The sequence below is a fragment of the Microbacterium sp. HSID17254 genome (assembly GCF_003989315.1).
Lineage (GTDB): Bacteria > Actinomycetota > Actinomycetes > Actinomycetales > Microbacteriaceae > Microbacterium.
This window is the reverse complement of record NZ_RBLT01000003.1, coordinates 55249-69074: the sequence shown is the minus strand read 5'-3', so window position 1 is coordinate 69074 and position 13826 is coordinate 55249. Positions and strand designations below refer to the sequence as shown.

Annotated in this window: 14 protein-coding genes; 8 read left to right on the top strand and 6 right to left on the bottom strand. The window is 70.1% G+C overall.

Features of this window, described 5'->3' with window-relative positions:
- Nucleotides 1–82: 82 nt before the first annotated feature.
- The 4 genes from D8M34_RS02840 (at nucleotide 83) to D8M34_RS02825 (ending at nucleotide 3655) form a co-directional block, all read left to right on the top strand.
- Complete coding sequence (locus D8M34_RS02840) at nucleotides 83–1003, top strand: ACP S-malonyltransferase (protein WP_025103616.1); 921 nt, start codon at nucleotides 83–85, stop codon at nucleotides 1001–1003.
- Nucleotides 1000–2001, top strand: a complete 1002-nt coding sequence (locus D8M34_RS02835; protein ID WP_126893096.1) for a beta-ketoacyl-ACP synthase III — start codon at nucleotides 1000–1002, stop codon at nucleotides 1999–2001. Before D8M34_RS02840 ends, D8M34_RS02835 begins: the two co-directional genes overlap by 4 nt.
- Nucleotides 2002–2070: 69 nt before the next feature.
- Complete coding sequence (locus D8M34_RS02830; RefSeq protein ID WP_017202249.1) at nucleotides 2071–2319, top strand: acyl carrier protein; 249 nt, start codon at nucleotides 2071–2073, stop codon at nucleotides 2317–2319.
- A gap of 97 nt (nucleotides 2320–2416) precedes the next feature.
- The gene (locus tag D8M34_RS02825) at nucleotides 2417–3655 is read left to right on the top strand and encodes a beta-ketoacyl-[acyl-carrier-protein] synthase family protein (RefSeq protein ID WP_025103618.1); all 1239 of its coding nucleotides are present in this window, start codon (nucleotides 2417–2419) and stop codon (nucleotides 3653–3655) included.
- A gap of 86 nt (nucleotides 3656–3741) precedes the next feature.
- On the opposite strand, the gene yczE is transcribed toward D8M34_RS02825, so the two are convergent.
- Nucleotides 3742–4419 (bottom strand): membrane protein YczE, encoded by a 678-nt coding sequence (yczE, locus tag D8M34_RS02820; protein ID WP_126893095.1) that lies wholly within the window; start codon nucleotides 4417–4419, stop codon nucleotides 3742–3744.
- A gap of 95 nt (nucleotides 4420–4514) precedes the next feature.
- Between yczE and yczR the strand changes: the two genes are divergently transcribed.
- Entirely contained in the window at nucleotides 4515–5918 is a 1404-nt protein-coding gene (yczR, locus tag D8M34_RS02815; RefSeq protein ID WP_126893094.1) for a MocR-like transcription factor YczR, read from the top strand.
- A gap of 139 nt (nucleotides 5919–6057) precedes the next feature.
- On the opposite strand, the gene D8M34_RS02810 is transcribed toward yczR, so the two are convergent.
- Nucleotides 6058–6561: a DUF3145 domain-containing protein gene (locus D8M34_RS02810; protein WP_025103621.1), complete on the bottom strand. Its 504-nt coding sequence runs from the start codon at nucleotides 6559–6561 to the stop codon at nucleotides 6058–6060.
- A 182-nt stretch (nucleotides 6562–6743) separates the two neighbouring features.
- Nucleotides 6744–7517: a hypothetical protein gene (locus D8M34_RS02805; protein WP_126893093.1), complete on the bottom strand. Its 774-nt coding sequence runs from the start codon at nucleotides 7515–7517 to the stop codon at nucleotides 6744–6746.
- Between the two features lie 176 nt (nucleotides 7518–7693).
- Here D8M34_RS02805 and D8M34_RS02800 point away from each other — a divergent pair, with 176 nt between their 5' ends.
- From D8M34_RS02800 to D8M34_RS02790, 3 genes are read left to right on the top strand one after another with little or no spacing between them, the layout of a single operon-like run.
- Entirely contained in the window at nucleotides 7694–9697 is a 2004-nt protein-coding gene (locus tag D8M34_RS02800; protein ID WP_126893092.1) for a DUF262 domain-containing protein, read from the top strand.
- Nucleotides 9694–10950, top strand: a complete 1257-nt coding sequence (locus D8M34_RS02795) for an alpha/beta fold hydrolase (RefSeq protein ID WP_202976248.1) — start codon at nucleotides 9694–9696, stop codon at nucleotides 10948–10950. The genes D8M34_RS02800 and D8M34_RS02795 overlap by 4 nt, the downstream gene beginning before the upstream one ends.
- A gap of 53 nt (nucleotides 10951–11003) precedes the next feature.
- Nucleotides 11004–11288 carry a hypothetical protein gene (locus tag D8M34_RS02790; RefSeq protein ID WP_126893090.1) on the top strand — a complete coding sequence of 95 codons (285 nt, stop codon included), beginning with the start codon at nucleotides 11004–11006 and terminating at the stop codon, nucleotides 11286–11288.
- A gap of 69 nt (nucleotides 11289–11357) precedes the next feature.
- Here the strand turns inward: D8M34_RS02790 and D8M34_RS02785 are convergent, their stop codons facing one another.
- From D8M34_RS02785 to glgA, 3 genes are all read right to left on the bottom strand, one after another.
- On the bottom strand, nucleotides 11358–11615 hold the full coding sequence (locus D8M34_RS02785; RefSeq protein WP_025103626.1) for a type B 50S ribosomal protein L31: 258 nt from the start codon (nucleotides 11613–11615) through the stop codon (nucleotides 11358–11360).
- Between the two features lie 189 nt (nucleotides 11616–11804).
- Nucleotides 11805–12590 (bottom strand): ABC transporter ATP-binding protein, encoded by a 786-nt coding sequence (locus tag D8M34_RS02780; RefSeq protein WP_025103627.1) that lies wholly within the window; start codon nucleotides 12588–12590, stop codon nucleotides 11805–11807.
- A gap of 17 nt (nucleotides 12591–12607) precedes the next feature.
- Entirely contained in the window at nucleotides 12608–13792 is a 1185-nt protein-coding gene (gene glgA / locus D8M34_RS02775; RefSeq protein WP_126893089.1) for a glycogen synthase, read from the bottom strand.
- Nucleotides 13793–13826 lie beyond the last annotated feature (34 nt).

Genomic DNA, 13826 nt, shown 5'->3' with positions numbered 1-13826 from the left:
CTGTGCGCCACACACAAGGGTTCCGCGCAATCTTGTGATGGATCATCCACCGTTCTGCCGCGATCGTTGGCAGACTGGGTGGGTGATTGTCGTCGTCTGCCCTGGACAGGGCTCGCAGACCCCCGGATTCCTCGCCCCCTGGCTCGAGCTCGACGGAGTGGAGGAGCGTCTCGCCACCTACTCCGAGGCCGCGCAGGTCGATCTCCGCACGCACGGCACCGAGTCGGACGCGGACACCATCCGCGACACCCGGGTCGCCCAGCCGCTGATCGTGGCCGCCTCCCTCGTCGCCGGTGATGCTCTCGTGGCCGCCGCCGGTCGCCGCGCGGACGGCATCGCCGGGCACTCCGTCGGGGAGATCGCGGCGCTCGTCGGCAGCGGCGTGCTGGACGCCGCGACGGGCATGCGCCTCGTCGGCATCCGGGGGCGGGCGATGGCCGATGCCGCCGCCCAGACCCCGACGGGGATGAGCGCGGTCCTCGGCGGCGATGAGGAGACGCTCCTCGCCCGCCTCGCCGAGCTCGGCCTCGCGCCGGCGAACTTCAACGGCGGCGGGCAGATCGTCGTCGCCGGTCCTCTCCCGGCCCTGGCAGCTCTCGCCGAGGAGCCGGTCAAGGGCACCCGCGTGGTGCCGCTCCAGGTCGCCGGAGCGTTCCACACCGACTACATGGCCTCCGCCGTCTCGGCGCTCCGCGACGCGGTCGCCGACGTGCAGCCGTCCGACCCCGAGATCACGCTCTGGACCAACCGCGACGGCTCGGTCGTGACCGACGGAGCGACGGCGCTCGACTACCTCGTCGATCAGGTCTCCTCCCCCGTTCGGTGGGACCTCTGCATGACCTCCTTCGCCGACGCCGGGGTGACCGGCGTCATCGAGCTCGCCCCCGCGGGCGCCCTCGTCGGTCTCGCCAAGCGCGGCCTGCGCGGCGTGCCGACGGTCGCCGTGAAGACCCCCGAAGACCTCGAAGCCGCCGTCGCGCTGCTGAACGGAGAAGCCGCATGACCGCCTCCCTCGCCCAGATCGCCGGGCCCGCCTACACCCGCATCTACGCGTTCGGCGCGGCTCGCGGCGAGAACGCGGTGCCCAACGAAGACCTCATCGGGCCGATCGACTCCAGCGACGAGTGGATCCGTCAGCGCACCGGCATCGTCACGCGCGTCCGGGCGGACAAGGAGACGGACGCCATCGACCTCGCGACCGCGGCGGCAGCCGAGGCCATCGAGAAGTCGGGTGTCCCCGCCGACCAGGTCGATCTCGTCATCGTCGCGACCATCAGCAACCCGAAGCAGACGCCGTCGGTCTCGGCCATCGTCGCCGACCGCGTCGGGGCCAACCCGGCCGCGGCGTATGACATCAACGCGGCCTGCGCCGGCTACGCCTATGCGGTCGCGCAGGCGGACGCGCTCATCAAGGCCGGAGCCGCCCGCCACGCCCTCGTGATCGGCACGGAGAAGCTCTCCGACGTCGTCGACCCGACCGACCGCAGCATCTCGTTCCTCCTCGGCGACGGCGCCGGCGCCGCGCTCATCGGCCCCAGCGACACGCCGGGCATCGCCCCCGCGGTCTGGGGCAGCGACGGTTCCAAGGCCGACGCCGTCGGTATGAACGGCACCCTCACCGACTTCCGCGACGGCGTGGTGCCGTGGCCGACACTCCGCCAGGAGGGCCCGACGGTCTTCCGCTGGGCCGTGTGGGAGATGGCCAAGGTCGCCCGGGAGGCGCTGGACAAGGCCGGGATCGAGGCCTCCGACCTCGCCGCCTTCATCCCGCACCAGGCCAACATGCGCATCATCGACGAGTTCGCCAAGCAGCTCGGTCTGCCGGAGACCACCGTCATCGCCCGCGACATCGAGACCACCGGCAACACGTCGGCCGCCTCGATCCCGCTCGCCAGCCACCGCCTCATGGCCGAGCACCCGGAGCTCTCCGGCGGCCTCGCCCTGCAGATCGGCTTCGGCGCCGGCCTCGTCTTCGCAGCCCAGGTCGTCGTCCTCCCCTGAAGACGCGTCGACCTTCCCTAGACTGTTCCACGGTTCCGAATACAACCCGCAAGAAAGAGGAAGACCACCATGGCTTTCACCAACGATGAGGTCCTCGCCGGCCTCGCAGAGCTGATCACCGACGAGACCGGCATCAACGCCAGCGAGGTCGCCCTGGAGAAGTCGTTCACGGACGACCTCGACATCGACTCGATCTCGATGATGACGATCGTCGTCAACGCCGAGGAGAAGTTCGGCGTCACCATCCCGGACGACGAGGTCAAGAACCTGAAGACCGTCGGCGACGCCGTCAACTTCATCGTCGCGGGCCAGGAGTAATCCCGGCAGGATGCCACCCTCGCCCCGCGCGGGGCGTGGCATCCTCCGGCCCTGCCCATCCCCCGCACGAACTCGTTTCGACAAGGAACCACACCTCATGACCAAGCGCATCGTCGTCACCGGCATCGGCGCCACCTCCGCCATCGGCGGGACGGCCCCGGAGAACTGGGACAACCTTCTCGCCGGTGCCTCCGGCGCCCGCACGATCGAGCACGACTGGGTGCAGGAGTACGACCTGCCCGTCACGTTCGCCGCCTCCGCGAGCGTCCGCCCGGAAGAGGTGCTGCCCCGCCACGAGGCGAAGCGTCTCGACCCCTCTTCGCAGTTCGCGCTCATCGCGGCGCGCGAGGCCTGGGAGGACGCGGGCTCGCCCGAGGTCGCTCCCGAGCGCCTCGGCGTCGACTTCGCGACCGGGATCGGCGGCCTCTGGACGCTGCTCGACGCCTGGGACACGCTGCGCGAGAAGGGCCCCCGCCGGGTCATGCCGCTGACCGTGCCGATGCTGATGCCGAACGCGGCCGCCGGCAACCTGTCGCTGCAGTTCGAGGCCCGCGCCTATGCGCAGACCGTCGTCAGCGCGTGCGCCTCCAGCACCGAGTCGATCATCCACGCCTTCCACCACCTGCAGGAGGGGCTGGCCGACGTCGTCATCGCCGGCGGCACCGAGTCGGCGATCCACCCGATCACGATGGCCGCGTTCGCGTCCGCGCAGGCGCTGTCGCGCCGCAACGACGACCCGGCCCACGCCTCCCGACCCGGCGCGATCGACCGCGACGGCTTCGTGATGGGCGAGGGCGCCGCGGCCCTCATCCTCGAGACCGAGGAGCACGCCAAGGCCCGCGGCGCGAAGATCTACGGCTACGTCCTCGGCGGTGGCGTGACCGCCGATGCGTACCACATCACCGGCAACGACCCGGAGGGCAAGGGGGCGGCGCGTGCCGTGATCCAGGCACTCGAGGAGGCCGGCATCACGCCCGACCAGGTGACGCACATCAACGCCCACGCGACCTCGACCCCGGTCGGCGACCCCAACGAGTACGTCGCGCTGAAGAACGTCTTCGGCGACCGGATCGACGAGATCCCGGTGTCGGCCACCAAGGCGTCGACCGGGCACCTCCTGGGCGGGACCGGCGCGCTGGAGGCGATCTTCTCCCTCCTCGCGCTGCGGGACCGCGTGGCTCCGCCGACGATCAACATGACCGAGCCGGACCCGGAGGTGCCGTTCCGTCTGTCCGGAGAGGCGGCTCCGCTCGGCGACGGCCCGCAGATCGCCATCAGCAACTCGTTCGGCTTCGGCGGACACAACGCCGTGCTCGTGCTGGGCGGCGTCGACTGACCGTTTCCGCGTCCACGATGAAGGCCCCCGGGATGTGATCCCGGGGGCCTTCATCATGCGCGGTCCGCTCTGCCCCTTCGACGGGCTCAAGGGCCCAGGGGCGCGCTGGCCCCGACGGCGAGGCGCTGCGAACGCTCCCGGCGGCGGCGCTCGATCCGCGGGAGGAACCAGCCGATCAACGGGCCGACGCCGAAGGCGAACAGCACGGTGCCGACGCCCACCGGACCGCCGAGCAGGAAGCCGATCAGCAGCACGGACCCCTCGATGACCGTCCGCGCCAGCCAGACCGGCCATCGGGTCACCCGGACGAGCCCCGTCATGAGTCCGTCGCGCGGTCCGGGGCCGAAGTCCGCCGCGATGTAGAGCCCGGTCGCGAACGCCAGCAGCACGAGTCCGAAGACGAACATGGGCGCCCCCACCCACACGGAGGGCGGAGCCGGCAGCACGAGGAGGGTGAGGTCGGCGAACGGGCCGATGAGCAGCGCGTTGAGCAGGGTGCCGAGACCCACCCGTTGACGGAGCGGGATCCACAGCAGCAGGACGACGATCGAGATCAGCACCGTGACGACCCCGTACCCGAGTCCCGTCCAGCGTGCGACACCCAGCGAGAGCACGTCCCAGGGCGCGACGCCGATCCCGCCGCGCACCATGAAGCCGAGCGCGACGCCGTAGAGGAAGAGCCCGCCCACGAGCTGCGCCAGCCGCTCGGCCAGGTCTCGGCGGCTGGTCGCGGTGAAGGGCAGGAAGACGGCACGGAAGAGCATCTCTCCATCGTGGCCCGCACGAAGGAGGGACGAGGCCGACCACTGAGCGAAAAGTGGTCTGCACATGGAAGGCCACTTTGCGGCAGGCTGGAGGCATGGCCTCCCGTCTCGTCACCCAGCTCGGCACCCAGGACATCGACGACGCCTCAGCGTCGGGCCTGGCCGACCGCATCAGGGCCCTCATCCTCGACGGACGCCTCACGGTCGGCGAGCGACTGCCGAGCGAGCGCGCCCTCGCGCTCGAGCTGCGGCGGTCACGCTCGACCATCACCCGCGCCTACGGCGTTCTCGAGGCCGGTGGCTACGTGTCCCGGCATCATGGCGGAAGCACCAGAGTGACCCTCCCGCACGGCCCGGCGGCCGCCGCCCCCGACGCGGACGACGCGGCGATCGACCTGTCGATCGCCTCGATGGACTCGACCCCCGGCCTGTACGACGCGACCGTGCGCTCCCTCCCCCGGCTGGCGGCCCTGCGCGGGACGAGCGGCTACTCGCTGCAGGGCCTTCCCGACCTCCGAGAAGCCGTGGCCCGCCGATTCACCGAACGCGGCGCGGCGACCTCGGCCGACGAGATCATGATCACCTCGGGCGCCCTGAACGCCGTCAACCTCATCCTCACGGCGATCGGCCGCCGCGGCGAACGCGCCCTCGTGGAGCAGCCGACCTTCCCGCATGCGCTCGAGGCTCTGCACCGGCACGGCTACCGTCTGGTGCCGACGCCGGTCGACACCGATGGCTGGGACGCCCGCCACCTCACCGACACCCTGCGGACAGCGCGCCCGCACGTCGCGTACCTCATCCCGGACTTCCACAACCCCACCGGAGCGACGCTGCCGCAGGAGGAGCGGTCCCGGATCGCGACGACGGCCCGCAACACCGGCACGCACCTGATCGTCGACGAGACGACGGCGGAGCTGGACATCGACCGGGGATGGGCCCCGACGCCGATGGCAGCCGAGGGCCCGAACGTGATCACGGTGGGATCGATGTCGAAGATCGCGTGGGGAGGCATGCGCATCGGCTGGATCCGCGCCGACCGCTCGGTCATCGCCCGGCTGCTGGCCGTCCGCCCCTCGTTCGAGCTCGGCACGGCCCTCCTCGAGCAGTGCATCGCCGTGGAGCTGCTCGACGACGTCCCGGCACTGACCCAGCACGTCCGGCGACGCCTCACGGCCGGACGGGAGGCCGTGACCGCGGGAATCGCCGGGATCCCGGGGATGCGGATGCCGGAGACGCCCGGCGGCCTCTCCGCCTGGATCGATCTCGGCGCTCCCCTGTCGACGACCCTCTCCCTCGCTGCCCGCGAACGGGGACTCATCCTGCCGCCCGGACCGCGCTTCACGACCGGCGGCGTGCTGGAGCGGCGACTCCGGATCCCGATCACGCTCCCGCCCGAGCGTGCGACGGAGGCGATGACGCGCCTGGCGCAGGCCTGGGCGGACGTGCGCGGCGGTGGAGTGAACACCGTCGACGACCTCGCGCACGCGGCCGTGATCTGACCGGCGCAGACGAAGACCCCGCCCGGTCTCCCGGGGCGGGGTCTTCGTCGAGCGGAGCGCGGATTCGTCTTCTCAGCGTCCGGGATCACTCACCGGAATCCGATACTCACGCCTCCGCGCTCCCGGTATCGACGGTCGGTCAGCCGACCTTGTGGAGCCAGACGACGCGCGCGTCGTCGCTGGCGTGACGGAAGGGCTCCAGCTCCTCGTCCCAGGCGGAGCCCAGGGCGATGTCGAGCTCGCGCTGCAGCTCGACGGCGTTGCCCGCGGCGATCTCCATCGCGTAGCGGATGCGGTCCTCGCCGATGACGATGTTGCCGGCGGCATCGGTCTGGGCGTAGTGGATGCCGAGGTCCGGCGTGTGCAGCCACCGACCGCCGTCACTGCGCGGCGTCGGGTCTTCCGTCACCTCGAATCGGAGGTGCTCCCAGCCCCGGATCGCGGTCGCGAGGGCAGCACCGGTACCGACGGGACCGTCCCAGTAGAACTCGGCGCGGCGCGCGCCGGTCAGCACGGGCTGCTCGGTCCAGTCGAAGTTCACCGCACGCCCGATAGCGCGACCCACCGCCCATTCCAGGTGCGGGCAGAGCGCGCGAGGCGCCGAGTGGATGAACACCACTCCGCGTGCGTAAGCCGTCGCCATGATCTCTCCGTTTCATCAGGTGCGTCTTCCCCTACGACCTGAACCACGAAGTGGCGAGAGTATGCGGTTGTGCGCCCATTCTCGCCGAGTTCCCGCGAAATCACAAGCGTGTGATTCGACGACGAAGGCCCCGGTCCGTGGACCGGGGCCTTCGGGCGCTTCGACGAGCTCAGCGACCCAGCTCAGGCCTCGCTCATGGCCTGCTTGACCTGCTGGCCCTTCGCGGCGTAGTAGGCCGCGCGAGCGGCGTCCTTGCGGGCCTGCTCGGCGTAGCCGAACTCGAGCACGTCCTGCGGGACCTCGACGTTCGGGACGTCGTCGGTGCCGTGGTACTTCTCGATGTAGGCGTCGAGCTCGGGACCGGAGGTCCACGAGGTGATGAGGCAGTAGCGCGGGTCGGTGCCGTTGTGCGTGGCCGCGTGCCACAGGCGCTGGGTGTCGACGATGAGCTGCGCACCCGCCGGGAGGGCGATGCGGTACTCGATCCTGGGGTCCGTGCGGTTCTCACGCAGGACGAAGTAGCTGTCCTTGTCGTCCGTCAGGTTGAAGAACCCGCGGACGACCCAGCCGGTGCCGTCCGGGTTCAGGCGGTTGTTGTCGTCCTGGTGGAGGTTGTAGAGGCAGTCGCCGTACGGGGTCGGCTGCAGCTCGATGACGCGGCAGCGACCGACGTTCGCACCGGGCTCCTGCGCACGACGGGTGAGGTTCGGGGCCTTGGCGGTCTGCTCGTCGATCCAGACGCCGTCCTTGTCGGTGCGCGGCGGCTTGTGGTTCCAGAAGCCGTTGCACTCGATGTCGCCGAAGGCGCTGGCGAGGGGCGCGAACCGGGTGTCACCCGAGGACTTCCAGTCGACGTACTCGATGTCGAGCCATTCCTTGGGGTCGGCCTCCTGGTCGTAGCTGTCGAGGACGACGAAGCCCTTCTCCTCCAGCGCTGCGGACTTGATGTATCCCATGATCGAGTCATGTTCCTTTCATCGGGGGCCAGCACGTTTTAACAGGCCCTGATAAGGCAAGGCTAACAGCGAGACCTGGCCCTCCCCCGGAGGGTCGCCGTGGATAAGCGAATAGACTGGGCGGGGCACCCGGCGCGTCCGTGGCGCCTGTCGCTACGGGAGGACGAGACACCAGCATGAGCACCGCGACCAACGTCGAGGCGACGGCAGTCAACACGATCGAATGGCTCGCGGCGGGACGCACGACCATCGTCGTCCCGGTCTACCAGCGGCAGTACCGCTGGGACATCGGCGGCTGCGAGCGGCTCCTCTCCGACGTCAGGGCGGTGGCGGCGGAAGACGACGCGCATCGCCATTTCATCGGTTCGATCCTCTCCGCCGAGGACGGCTCCGGTCCGGACGCCGACCTCATCCTCATCGACGGGCAGCAGCGCCTCACGACGCTCATGCTCCTCGTCGCCGCGCTGCATCACTCGGTGCGCGACCGCGATCCGGAGCTCGCCGCCGACCTCGCCCGCGTGCTGGTCCGCCCCGACGATCCCGAGCGCACGAAGCTCCGTCCGCACGACGCCTGGGCCGATCTCTACGAGTCGGTCGTGCTCGACCGCCGGGATGACGTCGACCGCGAATCGCGCTTCGACGACAACTACGCGTTCTTCCGCAGCCAGATCCATGCCGACGAGGTGCCGTTCATCTGGCAGGGGCTGCAGCGACTCGAGCACGTCTCGATCACGCTCGGCGCCCAGGCCAACGCGCAGCAGATCTTCGAGAGCCTGAACTCCACCGGCGAGCCGCTGCGGGATCACGAGCTGATCCACAACTACATCCTCATGGGGCTGAACCACGCCGAGCAGATGGATGTGGAAGCGCGGTTCTGGCTGCCGATCGAGCAGCACACGGGCGAGGCGATCGGCGCGTTCTGGCGCCACTACCTCGTGCTCGTGACGGGGCGTGAGGTGGCGGCGAACGGCGAGCACGGCGTGTACAGCGCCTTCCGCCAGTCGTTCCCGCGCGTCGACGTCGCCCACCTCCAGGCCGACGCCGAGACGTGGCGGCACTATGCGGAGATTTACGGCATCCTCCTCGATCCGACGAAGGAGCAGGACCCGGAGATCGCGCGGCAGCTGAAGTACGTGAACACGTTCGGACGCTCCTCCTCCCCGCTGGTCATGAGCGCCTACAGCGATCACGCGCGTGGCCTCATCGACCGGAGTCAGCTCCTCGAGACGCTCGAGTGGCTGCAGGCGATGTTCCTCCGCCGCGCGCTCGTCAACCTTCCCGCCGAACGCCTGATCGCCCGGCTCTGCCGTGCCCGCCGCGACGGACACGACGCCCTCGCCCGCGCCATCGCGCGCATCACCCCGTCGGACGAGCGGGTCAGCGCCGTGCTCAAATACAGCGAGCTGCCGTATCCGGCCTACGTGCTCGGCCGGCTCGAGGGCGTCGACGACGTGGACGGCTTCGACGTCGAGCACATCGTGCCCGCCGTGCCCGGCGACGCCTGGTCCGGCGACGGCGTGCGTCCCTGGAGCGAGTACTCCGAGGACGAGCAGAACAGCCACCGCGCCCTCGCACCGACCCTCGGCAACCTCACGCTGCTGGAACAGGGGCTAACGGAGCGGGTGTTCGGCGCTTCCTTCCCCGCCAAACGCGATGAGGCCTACGCCCGCAGCGCGGTACCGGCCACCCGCGCCCTCGCCGCGGAGGAATCCTGGGGCACGGCGGCCATCACCGCACGAACAGTGGCGCTGACGGCCGACCTCGTCCGCGTGTGGGCACGGCCCGCGCTGCCCGAGATCGACGACGACGGCCTCACCCCGATCCTCGACGCCGTGCGCCGCCGCGGCTGGCCCGCGGGGTGGGAGCGCGAGTTCGACTACGTGGAGTACCGCGGCGAGCGGTGGGAGGTCTACGACGTCAAGCACCTGTTCAACCGTGTGTTCCGTCGCGCCTGGACCGACACGACCGAGGCCGCTCTGGCGTACTGCGCGACCCACGGCGGCCCGATCTACCGCGACAAGGCGTGGAAGGGGCAGTGGGACGACCTCGATGACACGCACTTCCTCTACATGGGCTGGGACTCGAACTACATGATGACGGCCGTCCAGGGCGTCCTCGACGAGTCCGGCATCGCCGCCGAGGTCTTCGTGAAGTACTCCTACATCGGGAATGTGATGTGACCATGACCACTGTCATCCGCCGCCGCCTGCTCGACCTTGCGATCGAGGACCACACGCTCACGGTCCCCCTCGTGTGGGACGACCCGGCAGACACCCGCACGATCGACGTGTTCGCCCGCGTCGTCGCACGGGAGGGCGGCGAGGCGCTCCCCTACCTGGTCTTCCTGCAGGGCGGGCCGGGCCACGAGGCGCCGCGCCCCTTCCACTCCTCCACGGCGCCGGCCTGGCTGGATCAGGCCCTCGCGCACTATCGGCTCGTGCTCCTGGACCAGCGCGGCACCGGCCTCTCCTCCCCCGTCGGCGACGGCGACCTCGCGCAGGGCGCCGAAGCCGTCGCCGAGTACCTGACGCACCTGCGTGCCGATGCCATCGTGCGCGACTGCGAGGCACTACGGGAGCATCTGGGGGCATCGACCTGGAGCGTCCTCGGGCAGTCGTTCGGCGGGTTCACGACGCTGGCGTACCTGTCGACCCACGCGGATTCCCTCGACGACGTCTTCATCACCGGCGGTCTCAGCACGGTCGAGCGCGATCCGGACGAGGTGTACGCGCTCTGCTACGACAAGATGCGCACGGCCTCCGAGCGGTACTACCGGCGCTTCCCGGAGCACCGCGACGTCATGCGACGCCTGATCGATCTCGCGGACGCCGGTGAGCTCATCATCCCCGACGGCGAGGTCGTATCGCGTTCCCGCCTCCGCTCCGTCGGCTCCGCTCTCGGCACCGACGACGGCTGGCAGACGGTCTGGTCGCTGCTGGAGCGGGATCCCGCGTCCAACGCCTTCCGGCACGACCTCCAGCACGCCATGCCCTTCGGCGGCCGCAACCCGCTGTACTACGCCTTCCATGAGTCGAGCTATGCGAACGGACACACCACGCGGTGGTCCGCCGAGCGCGTCGAACCGACCGATTTCCGCGACGATCCGACGCTCTTCACGGGCGAGCACATCCGCCGCGAGTGGGCCGACACCGTCCCGGCGCTGCAGCCCTGGCGGGAGGTGACGTCGATCCTGGCGGAGCACCCCTGGCCGCGGATCTACGACACCGCCGCCCTCGCCGCCTCCGGGGCGACGGGCGCGGCCGCCGTGTACGTGAACGACGTGTATGTGCCCGTGGAGTTCTCGCTGGAGACCGCCCGTCTCCTCCCCGGTGTGACACCCTGGGTGACGAGCGAGCACGAGCACAACGGCCTGCGGACGGGGCCCGTGCTGGAGCGGCTGATCGACCTCGCCCACGGACGCCGCCTCCGCTGACCTCCGCCCCGCGACGGGTGCCACCGCCGCGCTCCGCGATCTATCCTGGGGCCATGGAGCATCTGCTCGGGTGGACCACGATCGTCCTCGTGCTCGGCACGGGGCCGGTGCTGTTCTTCGTGGGCATCCGGCATTCCCTCTCCCGTCGTCCGGTCGAGGAGAAGTACGAGCAGGCCGGCTCGGGAGGGCTCGTCGGCGTCTTCGACGCGGTGTGGTCCCCCACCGCGCACGAGGCCGGCCAGGAGCGGGACCGGCAGACCCGGCGCACGGCCCCGGCGCCGACCCCCGGAGATCCGCCGGGCCGCATCGAGCGCGGACGCATCGTCATCGACGTCTGAGCGACTCGTCCACCCCGGACATGACGAAGGCCCCGCACTCCGAGGAGTACGGGGCCCTCGTGGGCGGTCTTACTTGGAGGAGCCGCCGAAGCCCTTGAAGCGCTGGTTGAACTTCTCGACGCGGCCGGCCGAGTCCATGATGCGCTGCTTGCCCGTGTAGAAGGGGTGCGAGGCCGAGGAGATCTCGACGTCGATCACCGGGTACTCCACGCCGTCCAGCTCGATCGTCTTGTCGCTCGTGACGGTGGAGCGGGTGAGGAAGGTCTCGCCCGAACCCAGGTCGCGGAACACGACAGCCTTGTACTCGGGGTGAATGTCAGTCTTCATGGGATTCCTTTGTTGCTGCCCTGGATTGTGCCAGGGACGAGGGAAGTCTGTGGTGCCGAACGCACCAAGGATCGATTCTACCAGTACTTCGACAAGCTCAGTAACCCATCGGGACCGAGCTCAGTAACCCATCGGGACCGAGCTCAGTAACCCATCGGGACCGAGCTCAGCGACCCACGGGGACCGAGGTCAGGAGGCGGCGCGGGCGGAGTAGCGCCCGTCCTCGCTGCTGAGCGCGATCGGCATGCCGAAGGTCTCGCCGAGGGCGTCCGCGGTGAGCGTCTCCGCGATCGGGCCCGCGGCGACCACGGCGCCGTCGCGGATCAGCAGCACGTGCGTGAATCCGACGGGGATCTCCTCGACGTGGTGGGTGACCATGAGCATCGCGGGCGTCGTCGGCGCCGACGCATAGCCGCCGAGCAGAGCCAGCAGCTCCTCGCGCGACCCGAGGTCGAGCGAGGCCGTCGGCTCGTCGAGCAGCAGGAGCTCCGGGTCCGTCATGACCGCCCGGGCGATCTGCACGCGCTTCTGCTCGCCGTCGCTCAGCGTGCCGAAGGTGCGGTCGGCGAGGTGCGCGAGACGCCAGTCGCCCAGCACGCGCAGCGCACGCCGCTCATCGATGTCCTCGTAGCTCTCGTTCCAGCGCCCGAGCACGGAGTACGCCGCCGTGAGGACGGTGTTGAGCACCGTCTCGTCACGCGGGATGCGCTTGGCCATGGCGGACGATGCGAACCCGATCCGCGGACGGATCTCGAAGACGTCGGCGCGTCCGAGTGTCTCGCCGAGGACGGTGACCGTGCCCGAGGTGGGGTGCATCAGCGTGTCGGCGAGCTGCAGCAGGGTCGTCTTCCCCGCACCGTTCGGCCCGAGGATCACCCATCGCTGATCGTCAGAGACCTGCCAGGTCACGTGATCGATGATGTTGCGCCCCTCTCGGCGCACGACGACGTCGGTGAACTCCAGAGCGATCGGCATATCGAAAGCCTATCGGCTCAGGCGGACAGCTCTGCGTAGAGCGCGCGGGTCTCGTCGGCGATCGCGCCCCAGCTGAACTGCGTGCGGGCCCGCTCCCGACCGGCCTCGCCGTACTCCCGCGCCCGCGCCGGATTCGTGGCGACCTCGGTGAGGACTGCCGCGAGATCGGCGACGAAGCGGTCGGGGTCGGTCGGTGTGCCCGTGCCGTCCTGCACCTGCTCGATGGGGACCAGCCGGCCCGTCACGCCGTCGTCGACGACCTCGGGGATGCCGCCGGTCGCCGTTCCCACGACGGCCGCTCCGCACGCCATGGCCTCGAGGTTCACGATCCCGAGCGGCTCGTAGACGGAGGGGCAGACGAAGGTGGTCGCCGCGGCCAGGATCGCCGACAGCTCGTCCCGCGGCAGCATCCGCTCGATCCACACCACGCCCTCTCGGGTCTGCTGCAGCAGCCGCACCCCCTCCTGGACCTCCGCCATGATCTCCGGCGTGTCCGGAGCACCGGCGCAGAGGATGAGCTGGACCTCGGGCGGCAGCAGCCGTGCCGCCTGCAGAAGGTAGGGCAGCCCCTTCTGCCGTGTGATGCGTCCGACGAAGACGACCGAGGGGCGGTCAGGATCCATGCCGATCGAGGAGAGGAAGGCCGGATCCTGCACCGGACGCCAGCGCTCCACATCGATCCCGTTGTGGATCACCCGGACCCGCGCGGGGTCGACCTGCGGATAGCTGCGGAGGATGTCCGCGCGCATACCGGCGCTCACGGCGATCACCGCGGCGGCGTTCTCGTAGGCGAGCTTCTCGATGCCGCTCGACACGGCGTAGCCGCCCCCGAGCTGCTCGGCCTTCCACGGCCGCAGCGGCTCGAGGCTGTGCGCCGTGAGCACGTGCGGGATCCCATGGAGCTGGGAGGCGAGGTGTCCGGCGAAGTTGGCGTACCAGGTATGGCTGTGCACGACGTCGGCGCCCGCGATGGCCGACACGATCTCCAGGTCCGTTCCGAGCGTCTGCAGCGCCGGGTTGGCGGCGGAGAGGCTCTCGGGAGCGCGGTAGGCGAAGGTGCCCTCCTCGTCGCGCGGCGCGCCGAACGCTCGCACCGTCACATCGATGTCCCGACGCAGTGCGGAGACGAGTTCGGCGACGTGCACACCCGCGCCTCCGTAGATCTCCGGCGGATACTCCTTGGTGATCATCTCGACTCGCATGCCTAGACGCTATCGAGCGGGTTGTCCAGATGCT